The organism is Spirulina subsalsa PCC 9445 (assembly GCF_000314005.1).
Lineage (GTDB): Bacteria > Cyanobacteriota > Cyanobacteriia > Cyanobacteriales > Spirulinaceae > Spirulina_A > Spirulina_A subsalsa.
Genome location: NZ_JH980292.1, coordinates 2,607,903 through 2,624,649, shown reverse-complemented (window position 1 = coordinate 2,624,649; position 16,747 = coordinate 2,607,903). Strand labels below are relative to the sequence as shown.

The window sequence follows — 16,747 nt, the reverse complement described above, 5'->3', positions numbered from 1 at the left end:
TAGTATTTAGGGTTTTATCGCTTACTCCGGCAAGGCCGGAAGCGTGACCGTAAAGGTTGTTCCTTGATCTAGCACACTTTCAACGGCGATGTTGCCGTGATGATTTTGTGCGATCGCCTGAGCAATGGCTAACCCCAATCCCGAACCAGTCAAAAACAACCCATGACGGGATCTTGCCGCATCCACCCGATAAAAACGATCGAAAATATGGGGTAATGCCGCCTCGGGTATCCCCACCCCATTATCCCGCACTTGAACCTGTAACCCCCAATGGCGACGATCCTTTTTCACCCGTCCTAACATCACCTCAACTAAGGCCTCCCCCTCCTGCCCTGTCCGTTCTAAGGCCGTGTATTCAATTGCATTACTAATCAAATTCGTGAACAAACGCGCCAATTGATCCCACTCTCCCAACACGGCAAACACATCCTCTCCCTCCGTTTCTGGTTCTGCAATGCGTAAACATAAATACACATCGCACTGTTGCGCAAAAACCCGTTGTTCCTCGATTACCTCAATTAATAACGCATCTAAGGGCAAAGCCTGAGCATGGGTGACACTAATCCCACTATCAGAACGCGCTAAAAATAATAAATCATTGACCAAACGACCCAACCGTTGAGTTAAACGTTCCACCACTCGTAACTGTCGCTGTTGAGATTGGGGATCTTGATCCAAATAGGTTAACGCCATCTGTACATTCGTTTGAATCGTCGCAATGGGATTGCGTAACTCATGGGACGCATCGGCCGTAAACTGTTTCAGACTTTGATAGGACTCCAAAATTGGTTTCATCGCCAATCCCGAGAGAAACCAACCAATGGCCGCCACACAAACCACCATAAAACTCGTCCAAATCACTAAATCAATCACTAACTGCCGGGTCGGTTTTGTCACCTCAAACCAAGGATGACTGACTCGTAAATATCCCAACACTTGGCGACCTTGTTCCACTCGTTGGGTCACTTGACGTAATAAATTGTCATTAGAAAGATAAATCGTTTTGCCTGTACGATTGACCTGTAAGGGAATTAGAGGAGGAGCGGAAAAGGTAGACCACAAGAGTTCCCCTGTAGGACTAAACCACTCTAGGTCAATGTGATCATCCTCCATCACTTGGGCATTATTGCGAAAACTCGCCTCAACATTCACCCGATCTCCTCCCTCTCCGGCAGCAAAGGTTTCAATCACTAAAGACCGTTCCACCACTTCCACAACGTGCTTTAAAGTGTCGTCTATCCGTTCAATTAGGGTATTGCGAACATAGGTATACATTCCTGTAGCAAATAACAAGAGCAAAATCGCGGTAACGGCAGTATACCAAAGGGCTAAACGGCGACGGGTCGCTTGAAACATATTAGAATTGGGTGCTGCTGGTGCAAAGGGATAGGGCAACCTAAATTTGTTATAATAGATCAGGCTTTTCTAATCTTAATACTTTGTGATTTTTTTCCACCACTTCATCAAGTTTTATCACAAAAAGTCGCTATTTTTATCAAATTTCAATAAAATGTGTTAGGAGCGTTCCCTCATTAAAGTGATAAGTTTTGTTGAGTAATAAGAACGATTGCAAATATCTTCAAATATTGATTACAAAATGAGGGGCAAGGTGGGTCGCTAGAGAGAAAAACCTTGATAATGAAGACATGAGGAACAGATTCCTGTTTCACTCAAGCAACACAAATCTTCGTTAGCGAGACTCAGGCAGGAGGCAAGATTATGAAACTTTCCCAGCGTTTAAACCAACTCAACACTTATTTTTCTGAAGCGGTTGCCCGGATTTTTGGACCTAGTGATGATTCTTATCCCACCATTGGAGTTCAACCTTTCTCCGGTGATCTTCCTTCAAAATCCGCTCATTCTCACCGTTAGTGAGGTTCTGAAATCGGTTCACTCCGATTCACTCCATTGAGTGGGGGTATTCTTCACAGGGAGTTGGTTAACCCATCCCTTTTTAATTTTGGGTGGTAATTGTTGGCAAAATACAGCGCTAGACGTTCGGGAAAAGTGCATTTCACTTTTCCCGTTCGCTTTTGAGGGATTCTGGATTTTGATCTAATTTTCTAGCCTTAGTCATCCCAGTCCAAGAAAGAAAAATCATGAGCAAACGTGGGAACTAACTGTAAATACCCTAAACCGGTTTCTTCTCCTTCTTTGCTCTCAGTTTCAAATAGACCCATAATCTGAGTCAGACCGGGTGTTCCTCGGGATGCTCCCGTTACCCCCATTGCAATCACTAAACCACAGATTCCGCCTGTTTTTTTGAGCCGTTGCCGCCATTTTTTCTTAGCGTTTTGATGCTCGGTAGATTGGGATTCAACATCTTTGACTAAATGAAGACTATCCTGGGGAGTTTGCAACAAGATTAATTCGTATTGTATATCCCGTATAGCATCCACACCGGGGTTAAATAGAATCGAGTTTAACCCGCCTTCCATCTTCAAAGTATTGATCATTTCTTGGGCATTAGACCGAGTAGTTTGTAGCAAAATAATGGGCAGCCCATCAGAATTCTTAGGAATTTTAAAATCGACCGTTTGACTATGCTTTTTCGGATGTTGGCGGATTTCTTCCCGTAAGCTCCAAGGCAGAAAACCCAAACTAACAATTGAACCATTCGGAACAAAGTTATTGTCAATGATCAGGCTGTTCGTCTCTTCCTCTTTCTCATCCTCCAAGACTTCCAAGGCTAAAAATTCTTTAGATAACTCCGGCTGGGTCGCCACTTCCACTAAAATAGTTTGGCTTTTGTCTTTTTGGGCAAATTTGGGTAAAGAAATGCGTATTTTATCAATAATTTGCGGCCAATCTTTTTCGTCAAAAACAGTTAACTCCTCCTCATAGTCTTCGACAAACTTAGCTAGGGCGCATAGGGTGACATAAACAGCTAAACTTTCCTCTTCATCTAAAAAGGGACGAATTCCTTCGTAGGGGTGAACACTGCCAAAGATCGGCTCAATTTCACTAAATTCGTAAATCCCTAAATCAAAGTCTTCGTCGTCAGCCTCGAGATCTTCGTCATGCCTACTTTCATAATTCAAATACCAACAGTCTTGGGATAAAAAGGCTTCTTCTAAATCTTCTACAATTTGGTTGTGGATGACAGCAGACCGGAAGCGCCGTAAGGAGTCGAGGGAACGGTACATTAGCACGCCGTATTCTTTGCCTAGCATCCCCATAATGGAGATGTAAAGAGTTCCAACGTCCCACTGATTGAGGGTAACAGCGATAACTTGATGATCTTGTAAATAGTCCCAAGGACAGAAATCCCAGAGTTCTTCGGCCACCTTGGATAATAGTTCCAGATAGGGGGCGGGTAAACGGGGAGGGGATGCGCTATTCATGGCAGCGAAACTGCGGAATAACTCGTCAATTAAGGGGAGATCCGGCACATAGTCAATGTTGATGTCCAGATCCTGTAGAGCACCTCGGAGGAAAAATTGAATTTCGCGATCGCGCACCACAATTTTCTGAGGTCGGCCGGGTTGAGCAACACCTTGGGGGTTTTCCATGGCTCGTAATAGGGAGCGTGCGATCGCCTCAACCCCCATCTCCGAAGACACCAGATCCACACTGCGCACTACTCCTTCAGAACCATCTACCCACAAAATACAATCCCCGCTGGGTGTGGAAGATTCTCCCCCATCGAAGGATAACTGCTGAATCTCTCCAATGTCGTTTAAAGTACGACGATCCCCCTCCCAAACACTTGGAATCTGAGGGAGCTTTTGCAGACGGCGCAAGGTATTGGGGGGAAAGTTACTCATAAGATTATGCAGTTAGTAGGGCGTTTGGGCTTAGGTCTTGCCCGTGTTAGCAGTCGTCCGAATCCGGGAACTCTTCCCCAAGACTGAAAGAACTCGCTAACATAAATTGTAGGATAACAAAGGGTCTAATAGGTTTGATCCAGATTCTTCCTCTGTTGCCTTGTGTGATCAAGGAAGATCAGAAACCACCCCTCTAACTTGTTACAGGGTCGGAGTTTCGACCAACCTCGCGTTAAACCCATGATTGACGAATTATGATTAGGAGTATAGCCAACCATGAGTCAAGCCATTCAACCGGAAACCAAGGGCATTCAACTGAGTGAAGCTGCTCTTAAACATTTAGTGATGTTGCGGGAACAACAAGGAAGTGATTTATGCTTACGGGTGGGAGTCCGCAACGGTGGATGTTCAGGAATGTCCTACATGATGGATTTTGAAGATCCCAGTAATATTCGCCCGGATGATGAAGTTTACGACTATGACGGGTTTAAGATCATTTGCGACCCCAAAAGCCTACTCTACCTCTATGGGTTGATGTTGGATTATAGTAATGCCCTGATTGGTGGTGGATTCCAATTTACGAACCCCAATGCCTCTCAAACTTGTGGCTGTGGTAAGTCCTTTGGCGTTTAGGTTCAAGCCCAGGAGCAATCTTGACTCATTCACCCTGTGTACATTGACCAGTCATCAGTTCCTTCGTCCGGTGACTACAAACCATTTTCTAGTCTGGCGGAAGGAGGATTCACTTGTTAGAGAATGGAGAATCAAGGCTGTAGAATGGAAGATTAGGCTTAATTTTGCCAAACTCTCGCCATGAAAGGGAATAAAAACTATGTCTGAATCTGTTGCTTCTCTCTATGAAAGTGGACTGGAACGCTACAAAGCTGGAGAAAGTCCCGAGAGTCTAATTCCAGTTTTTAAGGAAATTTGCGATCGCGCCAAAAAAAACGCCGCCGCTTGGTCTAGTCTGGCTTGGTTGTACCTCCTAACCGACAAACCCAACCAAGCCCTAAAAGCGGCTCAAAAAGGCGTTAAACTCGATAAAAACGCCCCCCAAGCCCGAGTTAACCTAGTGTTGGCTATGTTGGATGCGGGACAGAAAGGGGTACGCCCTCATATTGAAGTGATTCAACAAATGATCGGCGTCAGTTCAGAAGTGCGCCAAGAATTAGCCGAAAGTATCGAGGACGGTTTAAGCCGTAAGCCCGACTGGGCTAGTCTTCAGCGCCTTAAGGCTTGGCTTTTTGAGTAATAGATTCACCCACGCTTAATTCCCATGACTCTCAGCAAAACGCCACTGATTGGACTCAAAGCCGATCAATTCCGCCATCCCTTGGATCAAGAAGCCACCCAAGCCCTAAAACAGTTGCCCGGTTTGGATTTGCTGGTGCGTAACCTATTGGGGTCCTTGGCCGAACAAGTGCTGTATCTCAATAACATTGCTTCCAGTGTATTGGTGGGCGAAAATCAACTCCCCCACCTTTATCACCTCCTACAAGAAGCCTCTCAGGTGTTGGATGTGGAGCCTCCACAACTTTATGTACAGCAAAACCCGGTTCCCAATGCCTACACCTTCGCCATGCGGGGGAAACAGCCCTTTATTGTTTTGCATACCTCCCTGATTGAAATGCTCACCCCCGAGGAAATTCAGGCGGTGATTGCCCATGAATTAGGGCATCTCAAGTGTGAGCATGGGGTGTATTTAACCTTGGCGAATTTATTGGTTTTAGCGTCGGGATTATTGCCCACTTGGGGAACCGTCGTTGCCCAGTCTCTACAAGAACGCATGCTGGCTTGGTTGCGGTGTGCGGAATTTAGTTGCGATCGCGCCGCCCTCCTCGCCACCCAAAACCCTCGCGTGGTCATGTCCGTTTTAATGAAACTCGCCGGAGGTTCTCCCAGTCTCGCCCCCCAACTTAACCTAGATGCCTTTATTGCCCAAGCTAAAGCCTACGATGCCATCAGCGAAAGTGAGTTTGGTCAACTCCTCAAAGCCGCCCAAACCGCCCAACTCACCCATCCTGTCCCCGTCCTACGAGCGCGGGAAATTGATCATTGGGCGAGTTCACAAAATTATCAGGGGTTGCTAGAAAAACCCACATTAGGTTATAATGGCGAAGCTAAGTCAAAAGTCACGGGCAAGTGGCGGAATTGGTAGACGCACTACACTCAAAATGTAGCGGCCTTTGGTCATGAGAGTTCGAGTCTCTCCTTGCCCATACGAGTTGAAGTCCCATTAAACCAAGGGATTTAGGCTTCACTCAACTCTCGCTCACAACCGTTTCATTCTAGTTTCACAGGTTTTCGTGAGCGGTTTTCGTTAGAAACGGGTTAGGTTTAAACTAATTCGTTTAACGCTGAACCGCAAAAGAGTGAAAATAGGGTGGGACTGGGGGTTAAAAGCTTGTGGCTAAGGTTCAAGTCTCTCCTTGCCCACTTTAATTTATCGAATCAGGAGAGAATTGGGTTATGAGCTTAAAGAAACTCAAGGCTGAACTGCTGGCAGATTTAGAAGGGAAAGCGGAATATCAGAGAATCAAGCCTCGCTTTGATGTAGCCAAAGCCATTCTAGAAATGCGCAGAACTTTAGCCTTGACTCAACGAGAGTTAGCCGAAAAAGCCGGGATTAAACAATCCCACATTGCCCGCATTGAATCGGGGAAACAGTCTCCTCGCCTAGAAACCATTGCAGGCATTGCCGCGAGTGTCGGCTATACCGTTGAATTTAGGTTAGTCCCAATGGATCAAGCTTCTGAGGATGGCTTAGAGTGAATTCGCCGTGGGGAACAATTATCCCCTCCCACCATAGCAACCCTACGCCTCGGGAAGACAGCTTGATACCCGAGGCGGCATTTTAAGTCAAAGATCGGGACGAGCAAGGACTGACTAAACCTAGACTGACTAAACCTAGACTGACTAAGCCTACTGTCACTTAGAGAATACAATGGCTTATCTATTAGGCTAGGAGGTGGAATGCCGGGAGGCGGAATTGAACCGCCGACACGAGGATTTTCAGTCCTCTGCTCTACCAACTGAGCTATCCTGGCGACACAGTGTTTTTTCACTGCTTTATCAATCTAGCAAAAACCACGCCTCTTGACAAGCCCTTTAGCCAAATATTTTTTCACTCCCCATCCTTGCGTCCGGTGAGCCAATAGGTGGTCATTTTACCCTTCCCTTTAACGGTAATCACCCCTCGTTGCGCCAACTGATATTTCTCTTGTAGGCGCTCGTAGGTGGCGGCGGTGACTTGGATTTGGCTGGGTAAACCGGAGGACTCCATGCGTGAAGCCACATTAACCGCATCCCCCCACAAATCATAAATAAATTTGCGGGTGCCGATGACCCCGGCGACAACGGTTCCGGTGTTGATACCGATGCGAATATGGAGGGGGACTCCTTGGCGGGTGCGGAAGGATTGGAGGGCGGTGATCATATCTAGTGCCATTTCTGCGATCGCCTCCGCGTGATCATCCCGTGCTACAGGTAAACCACTGGCTACCATATAAGCATCCCCAATGGTTTTGATTTTTTCCACCCCATGACGATCGGCGAGTTCATCAAAGGCGGAAAAAATTTGATTGAGCAGACTAATTAATTCCAGAGGCTGCATCTGGGCGGCTAAGGTGGTAAATCCCACAATATCCGCAAATAAGATGCTGACTTCGGGGAATTGTTGGGCGAGAGTTCCTTGACACTGTTTAAGCTCTTGGACAATGGAACGGGGGAGAACATTGAGCAGGAGGCGTTCAGATTTGGCTTTTTCTAGGCGCAGAGCTTGTTCAGCGTTAATGCGATCGCTAATATCAGTTTGGACTCCAACAAAGTGGGTGAGTTCTTGCTGAGAGTTATAAATCGGGGAAATGGTTAACTCGTTCCAGAAGGGGGTGCCATCTTTGCGCCGATTGAGTAGGGTAACGGTACAGTGTTTTCCCGCCTTAATGGCCTCCCGCAGTCGTTGCAATTCATTTGGATCGGTTTCTGGACATTGAAGAAAACGACAGTTGAGGCCTAAGACTTCTTCGGCACTGTACCCAGTAATGCGCTCAAAGGCCGGGTTAACGTAAATTAAGGGCATATCGGGCAAACGAGTATGGGCAATGACAATCCCCACACTACTGGCGGCAATGGCCTGATCTCGTAGTTTGAGGGCTTCTTGTATCCCAGCGCGGTAGAGTTCACGGCTTTGCCAGTAGTTTTCGGTGACATCTTCGGCAATCCCCACACTCTGGCCTTGTTGATAGGGAGATAAACGCCAAGATAACCAACGATAGCCGCCATTTTTGGACAGATAGCGGTTTTGATGTTTGATCGGTGTAGCCGTGTGATGACAACGGTCCTCAATTTCTAGGGTGGCTACGAGATCATCGGGGTGCAGAAAATCGACCCAAGGGCGCGATCGCAACTCCTCCAAACTCCAGCCGAGGATTTTCGTCCACAGGGGATTAAGGCGGGTAAAATATCCCTTGTCATTCCGCATACAAAGAAGATCCGGGGAAAGTTCAAAAAAGGCAGTCAAAGCCGAATCTACACTGAGCGAGTCTGGCTGATCTTCTCTCGACACAACGGTTCTCCCCCTACTTGGCAATCAGATATTCTCATAGCACCCTTGATTCTTAATTATTACAGGGAGGACAGCGATCGCAAGTCTATCCGGGGAAATGATATGACCTTTTCTAGCCCCATCCCTAGGGCTTGGATGGGGGGCAACGGTCGGAAAACCTAAATTTCCATTGCCCCAACGGGGCGGAACTTGTAAATTAATATGAAGACAACCTCAGATTGAACAAAAACAGGTGAAAGCTCAACTCTCTCTCCCTCTGCAATCCCTCCCCCAACGCTCCCAACTACAAACCCTCTGGTCTGATACCCTGACCATTTTCTGGGGAGACTGGCTAGATTTACGGGTACGCATTGCCCAAGTTGCTGCGACGGGCTTAATTTCCCCCCTAATCTATATTATCGGCTTTGGTTTGGGGCTAGGCAGTGCGCTAGATCGGGCGATGGCCCCTCCGGCCGGGGATTCTTATTTGGAGTTTATCTTACCCGGTATGGTGGCCTTATCGTCCATGACCATTAGTTTTGGGGGAACAACTTTCTCTATTTGTGGCGATCGCCTTTTTACCAAAACCTTTGAAGAATTACTGCTCATGCCCGTTCATCCCCTCGCTTTATACTTAGGGAAAATGTTGGCGGGGATTGTCCGGGGCTTAATGACCTCAGCTTCGGTGTTAATCATTGCGATTTTGTTTACTGGGAAAATTTTTAGCTTCCTTAATCCCCTATTTTTAGGCATTCTCATCCTAAATTGCGCCGTTTTTGCCGGATTAGGGGTGATTACCGGATTAAGCGTCAAATCTCTAGAAAGTGTGGGTCTCTATAACAACTTCCTCATTGTTCCCATGTCCTTCCTCGGAGCCACCTTTTTTGATCCCAGCACCCTCCCCGCCGTCCTCAAAGTGATTGTCTACTGCCTCCCCCTCACCTATACCAGTATTAGTTTAAGAGCCGCCGCCTATATGCCCCTCAACCAGTTTCCTTGGTATTCCTTCCCCATTTTGTTAGCCGTAGCCATTGCCTTGGCGTTTTGGGGGGCCTATCGGTTCTCCCACCAACAGGACTAAACCCCACGAGGACTCCCCTGTAGGGGGTTCTCTAGTTCCCCAATGCCCTCAATTTCCACCCGCACGCGATCGCCTACCTCCAAGGGGCCCACCCCTTCAGGCGTTCCCGTGAGAATCACATCCCCCGGCAAGAGCGTCATAATCTGGGAAATATAGGACACCAAAATATGGGGGGCAAAAACCATCTGTTCTGTAGAAACCGATTGACGGGGGCTGGTTTCTTGATTGACAAAGGTTTGCAGACGCGCCCCAGCGCTCAATTCTCGCACAATCCAAGGCCCCAGAGGGCAGAACGTATCAAACCCCTTCGCCCGAGTCCACTGGCCATCCTTGCGCTGTAAATCCCGCGCTGTGACATCATTGGCGATGGTATAGCCCCAGATCCGACTCTGAGCCTGTTCGGGAGAACATTGAGAAGTGCGATCGCCAATCACTAAAGCCAACTCCCCCTCATATTCCACCTGTTGCGATTGGGGAGGATAAATAATCGGCTTCCCCACCGCAATAATCGCCGTAGGTGGCTTCAAAAACAACAGAGGTTCCGTCGGCACCGGGGTTCCCATTTCCGCCGCGTGAGCAGCGTAATTCTTCCCCACCGCCACAATTTTAGACGGCGCACAGGGAGCCAAGAGGGTATAATCATCCACCTCTAAAATTAACTCCGTCGCCCTCCCTCCCAACCAAGGCGGAGCATCCAATACCTGAACACTGCGGTTGAGTTGAAGCAAACCATAAAAGGTTTGTCCTTGAGAACTACTCACTCGAACGTAGCGTTGCGCCATAAGTCTAGAAACTGCCTGTAAATTTAAAGGATAATTATAGAACAGTCTCGCCTAGGCTACTTTCACTCAGGGGAAGTTTGAGCGAGGGCATAAGCCGCCAAAAAATGTTAGGATAAGATCCGGCTTGTTGCCCCACCCATTCAATTGGAGGAACAGCACCAATCCTTGCTTCTGCCTGTGGGTTGCCTCTTTGCAGGATTAAACCGAGAGAAACACCCAGAGGACGGAGGCCATTGTGTTCATAACATTGTGTTCATAACATTTTGTCCAGAAGGAGTAAAATTACCATGACAATTCGTAGCTACGAAATGATGTATGTCCTGCGTCCTGATTTATCTGAGGATCAGGTTAACGAAGCCACCCGTAAATATCAAGAGATGTTAGCCAATTTAGGCGCAAGTTCTATTCAAAGTAAAATCTGGGGCCGCCGCCGTTTAGCTTACGAAATCCAACGCTTCCAAGATGGGATTTATGTTTTAGTACATTACCAAGGCGATGGTTCCCAAACGGCTCCCGTTGAACGGGCGATGCGTTTAAGTGAAGAAGTGATCCGCTATATCACCTTAAAGTTAGATGAGGATAAAGCGGAATCCGAGGAGTCGGAACCTGTAGCAGTAGAAGCTTAAGTCAAATTTAAGTGGGGGCTTTACTGGTCTTTGTGCATTTTGTCAAGCCCCTAATCTAGGATAGGGCTTGCTGAATAAGTCCGAGAGTTGGGGAGTCAGGAGTCGGGAGTCGGGAATAGAGAATAGGTGATAGGTGATAGGGAATAATTATCAATTCTCCCCTGCTCCCCTGCCCCCCTGCTCCCCTGCTCCCCCTCTCTCCCTGTTCCCTTGTTGAGCCTAGCGTCTGGTGTTATTCAGCAGACCCTAGGATAAATGCTCAATTCACCTACGCCCAAGACTGAAAAGTTAAGCCATTTGTCCTCTCATTCAGGGAATAATGTCTCCTTTAATTTTGTGGTTACTGGTTCTTATTATCAGTTTAGCTGTTTTAGCCAAAGCCTCTGACATCTTCATTGAAGCGGCCGAAAAAATCGGTCTTTATTTGCGTCTTCCGGCTTTCATTGTAGGCGTAACTATTGTTGCTATTGGGACATCGTTACCGGAATTAGTTTCCTCGGTTTTAGCCGTCCTCCAAAATTCCTCAGAAATCGTTTTTGGGAATGTTGTTGGCTCAAATATTGCTAATATTTTTCTAATTATTGGAGCGGCTTCCGTTCTCCATCGTAAGTTAAAGATTCAATTTGAACTGATTCATGTTGATTTGCCCCTATTTGTGGGGTCTGCCTTTTTATGGGCGTTGATGGTCAGCGATCGCCATTTTTCCTTTTTTGAGGCGCTCCTCTGTATTGCCGGGTATATTACCTATTCCATTTATACCGTCAGCAGTCGGGAACAAGAAAGCGCAGAAGCTTGTGACTTAGAACCTCAGACGGGCTTTATTTGGAAGCAAATCGGCTGGATTGTCCTCAGTGCCACGGCCATCTTTTTGGGGGCAAAATACACCGTTGAATCCGTCATTGAACTCGCGGAAATCCTCCAAATTGGAACAGCCGTTATTGCCGTGAGTGTGGTGGCTATCGGCACCTCCTTACCTGAGTTTTTTGTCAGTTTTAGTGCCGCCCGCAAGGGCAATATAGAAATTGCCGTCGGTAATGTTTTAGGATCGAATATTTTTAATACCTTAGTGGTGATGGGAATTCCCCGTTTAGTGGGTAAGCTCATCATCCCTCCAGAACTGCTATTTCATGGCATGGCCACTATGTTAGCCGGAACCTTAATGTTTTTCTTTGTCACCCAAGATAAACAGATTACTCGGTGGGAAGGGTGGTTATTTTTTATTTTTTATCTCTGGTTTATTGGCAGTTTGTTCGAGTTTATCTAAGGAATCCGATGGGCTACCTTGACCCTCACGATTCTCTCCCCGTTGACGGGCTAATTGCTCAATCGTATCCCCAATAACGGCGGTTAGACTTTTGCGGGTGTGAACATGGTTTTCCTGTTCTAGTTTCAGGGCTTCAAGGGCGCGATCGCGTTCCTGCATCACCGTCATCAGCATTTGTCGAAGATGGGTGACATCCTGAATCCCCTCTAATTCAGGAAATCCCCCCACTTCAGCCTCAATGGTATTCCCCCGAATCAGCATCGGACCGTCTTGGAGTTTGCCTAATTCCCGTTGCAGACGATTCTGTTCCTCTTGGGCTAGTCTGGCTTCGGTGCGTCTTTGTCGCGCTTCGATATTGTACAGTTTGCGCCAGTGGGCGGCACTTTCTAGGGCAGTATCGCGATCGCGTTCAGCTTGGGTCAATTGTTGGCGTAATGCCCGAATTTCCGCCAACCATTGCATCAGTTCTTCACTCATTGGTTATGCTCAAACCTTGCCATGCTCCGCTTTACTCTAGCACTATTCTGCACGGCTTGCGAGCGCTCTGTAGTGACTACAATGAGTTTGAATTGCACCTCGTTGATCAGATTGTCGATGGAAGGAGTAACAGACAAACTCAAGAACTATCAGAAAAGTCTGCAACCCTTATGAATCAGTTATAACGAAAGAAAACCAGCTTACAGCCAAATTCAAAGGAAATAATTCAATACTTGCTCTTACAAAATCTGAATTTTTCATCATTCAATCCAGCATCATGTAGTGGGAGATTAAGATAGGCATACTATAAATCCTAGTATTGTATTATAGCAAAAAAAACAAATCAGGTCAATAAAAAATAGGTTAAAAAACTAAGCTCATCTGTTAGCTATTTAAACCAGAAGACAGGCCCCAACCCAGAAAATTTGCACTAGGCAATCCTTAACCAGAGATTAAGAAAAGCCCACCCTATGGAAAATCACCCCACTAATTGAGAGTAGAACGATAACATGAGAGATGGAGGTAGATCATCTGCCTACACGAAAGCACGTTTCATCCAAAACTTAGGAGCAGACAAATCCTATGGTATTGACTGTTAACAGTACAGAAAGCTTAGAAGCCCTCGTAGAACGAGTTAAAACAGCACAACAAGCCTACGCCAGTTATAGTCAAGAACAAGTTGATTATATCTTTAAAAAAGCGGCTCTAGCCGCCAATGCGGCTCGGATTCCTTTGGCGAAAATGGCCGTAGCTGAAACAGGTATGGGGATAGTCGAAGATAAAGTAATTAAAAATCACTTTGCTTCGGAGATTATTTATAATAAGTACAAAGGAGAAAAGACCTGCGGGGTCATTGAAGAAGACAAATCCTTTGGGATTCAAAGAATTGCCGAACCTGTGGGAATTTTAGCCGGAATTGTCCCCACAACTAACCCTACATCTACGGCAATTTTTAAAGCCTTAATTGCCCTAAAAACCCGCAATGGGATTATTTTCTCCCCTCACCCTCGGGCAAAAGGTTGCACCTCAGAAGCGGCTAAAATTGTCTTAAAAGCGGCCGTAGAAGCAGGCGCACCGGATGGGATTATTGGCTGGATTGATGAACCAACGGTGCCCTTATCTCAGGCCTTGATGCAGCATCCTGATGTGAAATTAATTCTGGCCACTGGGGGGCCGGGGATGGTGAAAGCGGCCTATTCTTCGGGGAATCCTTCCTTGGGGGTAGGTGCAGGAAATACTCCGGCGCTCATTGACTCGACGGCTCATATTAAAATGGCGGTGTCATCCATTATCTTAAGTAAGACCTTTGATAATGGGATGATTTGTGCCAGTGAACAATCGGTGATTGTGGTGGAGGATGTTTATGATGAAGTGCGTCAGGAATTTTGCGATCGCGGCGCTTACTTCCTCACACCAGACGAAAAGCAACGACTGGGCGAAAAAATCATCATCAACGGCCGTTTAAATGGTGATATTGTAGGGCAACCTGTAGAACAAATTGCCGCCCTTGCTGGGATTACCCTACCCCCCGGAACACGGGTTATTATTGGCGAAGCAGAAACCATCGGTTCAGATGAACCCTTTGCCTACGAAAAACTCTCCCCCGTCTTAGCCATGTATCGGGCGAAAGATTACGAAGATGCTGTTAGTAAAGCCTCTCAATTAGTCCAATTTGGAGGACGAGGACACACAGCCGCCCTTTATACCAACCCCGGCAATATTGACCACATTAAAGCCTTTGAAGACCGCGTAGAAACCGCCCGGGTGTTAATTAATACCCCCTCCTCTCAGGGGGCAATTGGGGATTTATATAACTTCCGCTTAGACCCCTCTTTAACCCTTGGTTGTGGGACATGGGGGGGCAATTCCATCAGCGAAAATGTAGAACCTCATCACCTGCTGAATATTAAAACGGTAGCCGAACGTCGGGAGAATATGTTATGGTTCCGTGTTCCTCCCAAAGTGTATTTTAAATATGGTTCTCTTCCCGTTGCTTTGAAAGAATTAGTCGGAAAACGTCGGGCATTTATTGTCACCGACAAACCCCTCTATGATTTAGGGATGACGGGCCCCGTAGAAGATGTTTTAGACGAAATTGGTCTAAAATACGACACATTTTATGATGTAGAACCTGACCCCTCGTTAGACACCGTTGAACGGGGTTTAAGCTTGATGAAAACCTTTAACCCAGATGTGATTATTGCTTTGGGTGGGGGTTCGCCGATGGATGCGGCAAAAATCATGTGGTTAATGTATGAACATCCCGACATTGAATTTGAAGGGTTGGCCATGCGTTTTATGGACATTCGCAAACGGGTTTATGAGTTGCCCCCCTTGGGAGAAAAAGCCATTATGGTGGCTATTCCTACCACATCAGGGACGGGTTCAGAAGTAACACCTTTTGCCGTTGTCACGGATCGCCGCAATAATATTAAATACCCTCTGGCGGATTATGCGTTAACGCCGAATATCGCAATTGTTGACCCGCAATTGGTGTTAAATATGCCCAAGAGTTTAACCGCTTTTGGGGGGATTGATGCCTTAACCCACGCCATAGAAGCTTATGTTTCTGTGTTGGCTTCAGAATATACCAATGGGTTAGCATTGGAAGCGATTCGCTTGTTGTTTAAATACTTGCCCAGTTCCTATGAAAATGGGGCAAAAGACCTAAAAGCACGGGAAAAAGTCCACTATGCCGCGACTATGGCAGGGATGGCTTTTGCTAACGGTTTCTTGGGGATTTGTCACTCCATCGCCCACCAATTGGGGGGGACATTCCACATTCCTCACGGATTAGCCAATGCTTTTATGATCTCCCATATTATCCGTTACAATGCGACGGATGTTCCCTTTAAGCAGGCGACGTTCTCCCAGTATAAATATCCTAATGCAAAATGGCGGTATTCTCGCATTGCGGATCATTTAAAATTGGGCGGTGAGACGGAAGATGAAAAGGTGGATCTGCTCATTGCGGCTGTGGAAGATTTGAAGGCAAAAGTAGGAATTCCTAAGAGTATGAAGGAATGGCTGAAGGATGATCCCAGTGTCTTTTATGCGCAGTTAGATCAGGTGGCTGATCAAGCTTTTGATGACCAATGCACGGGGGCAAATCCTCGTTATCCCTTGATTAAAGACTTGAAGCAGTTAATCATTGATGCTTACGAAGGGAAACCGTTAGTAAGTGAAGATATCAAGGTAGAAATTAGTGGCAATGGTCACAAACCAGAGTTAAATGTATTACCGGAGATGGTTCTATCTTAAGGTCGTGATTTTTGGGGAATAGGTAATGGGTAATGGGTAATAGGTAATAGGTAATAATTATTAACTCCCCCTCTCCCCCCTGTTCCCCGTTCCCCGTTCCCTCAATCTAAAATTATGGAAAAACGCAATCTTTACCTCTGTATGGGGTCTGCTTGTCATCAGATGGGAGTTTATGAAGTCCTCCCGAAGTTACAAGAATTACTGGCAGAATATGACCTCAATGATAAAATTGAACTTAAGGGTTCTTTTTGTCTCGAAACTTGTAGTTATGGCATTGTGATGAAGTTTGAAGAACAGCATTTTGTGAGTATTAATCCACAAAATGTCGAGGCGAAGTTCATTCAAGAGATTTTACCTGCTATTCAAGAAACGAAGGAAAATGTCAGAAACTAATCAGGATCATCTGTGGCGATTAATCTGGAAATATGACCCCAATGCTTTGATTGTTGTGGATGCGGATATGCACGTTAAGTTAGTGAATCCGGCATTTTGTACCATGTTTAATGTCCAAACGGCGGATATTATTGATCAGCCTGTGTCTTTATTTTTAGATGAAGACGATATCCAAGACTTTAAGCAGGTGTGGGAGACAAATGAGGTGATTCGCGGGAAGGAAAAGGAATATTCCCAGTATCATTTATATGTGAATCAGGTCATTTTTCCCATTGAAGATCAGAGTATTGTGGCCTGTATTATGGTGAATATGACCCACGAGTTAGACCAAAAGCGGGAGTTACGCAAAATCAAGAATGAAACCATTAAAAAAGTTAACGAAGTGGTTGACAATCAGATGAAAGTAGTGCAAGAAATCGCGGGTTTGTTGGGCGAAACGACGGCGGAAACTAAGGTGAGTTTATTAAAAATTATTCAGATGTTGGAGCAAGATTAATCGGTTGGCGCTGTGCGGTGTTGGGGATGCTTTTTGGATAAAAATTGCGGATTGTTT

Annotated in this window: 16 protein-coding genes and 2 tRNA genes; 12 read left to right on the top strand and 6 right to left on the bottom strand. The window is 46.2% G+C overall.

Annotation, left to right across the window (positions count from 1 at the left end):
* Window positions 1-21: 21 nt before the first annotated feature.
* Window positions 22-1,356, bottom strand: coding sequence for a sensor histidine kinase (locus SPI9445_RS0112095; RefSeq protein ID WP_017305010.1), 1,335 nt, complete (start codon window positions 1,354-1,356; stop codon window positions 22-24).
* 363 nt (window positions 1,357-1,719) lie between these two features.
* Between SPI9445_RS0112095 and SPI9445_RS30555 the strand changes: the two genes are divergently transcribed.
* Window positions 1,720-1,872 carry a hypothetical protein gene (locus SPI9445_RS30555; protein ID WP_017305009.1) on the top strand — a complete coding sequence of 51 codons (153 nt, stop codon included), beginning with the start codon at window positions 1,720-1,722 and terminating at the stop codon, window positions 1,870-1,872.
* 197 nt (window positions 1,873-2,069) lie between these two features.
* On the opposite strand, the gene SPI9445_RS0112085 is transcribed toward SPI9445_RS30555, so the two are convergent.
* The gene (locus tag SPI9445_RS0112085) at window positions 2,070-3,767 is read right to left on the bottom strand and encodes a DUF6930 domain-containing protein (RefSeq protein WP_017305008.1); all 1,698 of its coding nucleotides are present in this window, start codon (window positions 3,765-3,767) and stop codon (window positions 2,070-2,072) included.
* A gap of 276 nt (window positions 3,768-4,043) precedes the next feature.
* Here SPI9445_RS0112085 and SPI9445_RS0112080 point away from each other — a divergent pair, with 276 nt between their 5' ends.
* The 5 genes from SPI9445_RS0112080 to SPI9445_RS0112060 all read left to right on the top strand — a co-directional run bounded on the left by SPI9445_RS0112080 (window position 4,044) and on the right by SPI9445_RS0112060 (window position 6,539).
* Window positions 4,044-4,400 carry a HesB/IscA family protein gene (locus SPI9445_RS0112080; protein WP_017305007.1) on the top strand — a complete coding sequence of 119 codons (357 nt, stop codon included), beginning with the start codon at window positions 4,044-4,046 and terminating at the stop codon, window positions 4,398-4,400.
* Window positions 4,401-4,599: 199 nt separating this feature from the next.
* The gene (locus tag SPI9445_RS0112075) at window positions 4,600-5,019 is read left to right on the top strand and encodes a tetratricopeptide repeat protein (RefSeq protein ID WP_017305006.1); all 420 of its coding nucleotides are present in this window, start codon (window positions 4,600-4,602) and stop codon (window positions 5,017-5,019) included.
* A 24-nt stretch (window positions 5,020-5,043) separates the two neighbouring features.
* A complete protein-coding gene (locus SPI9445_RS28510) occupies window positions 5,044-5,925 on the top strand; it encodes a M48 family metallopeptidase (RefSeq protein WP_026079739.1) in 882 nt (293 codons plus the stop codon).
* Window positions 5,904-5,986 (top strand) — tRNA-Leu (locus SPI9445_RS0112065). Before SPI9445_RS28510 ends, SPI9445_RS0112065 begins: the two co-directional genes overlap by 22 nt.
* A 250-nt stretch (window positions 5,987-6,236) precedes the next feature.
* Window positions 6,237-6,539 (top strand): helix-turn-helix domain-containing protein, encoded by a 303-nt coding sequence (locus SPI9445_RS0112060; protein ID WP_017305005.1) that lies wholly within the window; start codon window positions 6,237-6,239, stop codon window positions 6,537-6,539.
* 202 nt (window positions 6,540-6,741) lie between these two features.
* Here SPI9445_RS0112060 and SPI9445_RS0112055 read toward each other — a convergent pair.
* Both SPI9445_RS0112055 and SPI9445_RS0112050 read right to left on the bottom strand, forming a co-directional pair.
* A tRNA-Phe gene (locus SPI9445_RS0112055) sits at window positions 6,742-6,814 on the bottom strand.
* Between the two features lie 77 nt (window positions 6,815-6,891).
* Entirely contained in the window at window positions 6,892-8,331 is a 1,440-nt protein-coding gene (locus SPI9445_RS0112050; protein ID WP_033373995.1) for an adenylate/guanylate cyclase domain-containing protein, read from the bottom strand.
* 232 nt (window positions 8,332-8,563) lie between these two features.
* On the opposite strand from SPI9445_RS0112050, the gene SPI9445_RS0112045 reads away from it, so the two are divergent.
* Complete coding sequence (locus tag SPI9445_RS0112045) at window positions 8,564-9,391, top strand: ABC transporter permease (protein WP_017305003.1); 828 nt, start codon at window positions 8,564-8,566, stop codon at window positions 9,389-9,391.
* Here the strand turns inward: SPI9445_RS0112045 and SPI9445_RS0112040 are convergent.
* Window positions 9,388-10,173, bottom strand: a complete 786-nt coding sequence (locus SPI9445_RS0112040) for a fumarylacetoacetate hydrolase family protein (protein WP_017305002.1) — start codon at window positions 10,171-10,173, stop codon at window positions 9,388-9,390. The genes SPI9445_RS0112045 and SPI9445_RS0112040 overlap by 4 nt on opposite strands.
* A gap of 287 nt (window positions 10,174-10,460) precedes the next feature.
* Between SPI9445_RS0112040 and rpsF the strand changes: the two genes are divergently transcribed.
* Both rpsF and SPI9445_RS0112030 read left to right on the top strand, forming a co-directional pair.
* Window positions 10,461-10,799, top strand: a complete 339-nt coding sequence (gene rpsF / locus SPI9445_RS0112035; RefSeq protein WP_026079737.1) for a 30S ribosomal protein S6 — start codon at window positions 10,461-10,463, stop codon at window positions 10,797-10,799.
* Between the two features lie 319 nt (window positions 10,800-11,118).
* Complete coding sequence (locus SPI9445_RS0112030) at window positions 11,119-12,063, top strand: calcium/sodium antiporter (RefSeq protein WP_017305000.1); 945 nt, start codon at window positions 11,119-11,121, stop codon at window positions 12,061-12,063.
* Here the strand turns inward: SPI9445_RS0112030 and SPI9445_RS25315 are convergent.
* Window positions 12,010-12,540 (bottom strand): hypothetical protein, encoded by a 531-nt coding sequence (locus SPI9445_RS25315; protein WP_017304999.1) that lies wholly within the window; start codon window positions 12,538-12,540, stop codon window positions 12,010-12,012. The two genes, SPI9445_RS0112030 and SPI9445_RS25315, sit on opposite strands and share 54 nt — an antisense overlap.
* A 582-nt stretch (window positions 12,541-13,122) precedes the next feature.
* Between SPI9445_RS25315 and adhE the strand changes: the two genes are divergently transcribed.
* The 3 genes from adhE (at window position 13,123) to SPI9445_RS0112010 (ending at window position 16,690) form a co-directional block, all read left to right on the top strand.
* Window positions 13,123-15,801, top strand: coding sequence for a bifunctional acetaldehyde-CoA/alcohol dehydrogenase (adhE, locus tag SPI9445_RS0112020; RefSeq protein WP_017304998.1), 2,679 nt, complete (start codon window positions 13,123-13,125; stop codon window positions 15,799-15,801).
* Window positions 15,802-15,915: 114 nt separating this feature from the next.
* Complete coding sequence (locus SPI9445_RS0112015) at window positions 15,916-16,194, top strand: (2Fe-2S) ferredoxin domain-containing protein (protein WP_026079736.1); 279 nt, start codon at window positions 15,916-15,918, stop codon at window positions 16,192-16,194.
* Entirely contained in the window at window positions 16,181-16,690 is a 510-nt protein-coding gene (locus SPI9445_RS0112010) for a PAS domain S-box protein (RefSeq protein WP_017304996.1), read from the top strand. The genes SPI9445_RS0112015 and SPI9445_RS0112010 overlap by 14 nt, the downstream gene beginning before the upstream one ends.
* Window positions 16,691-16,747 lie beyond the last annotated feature (57 nt).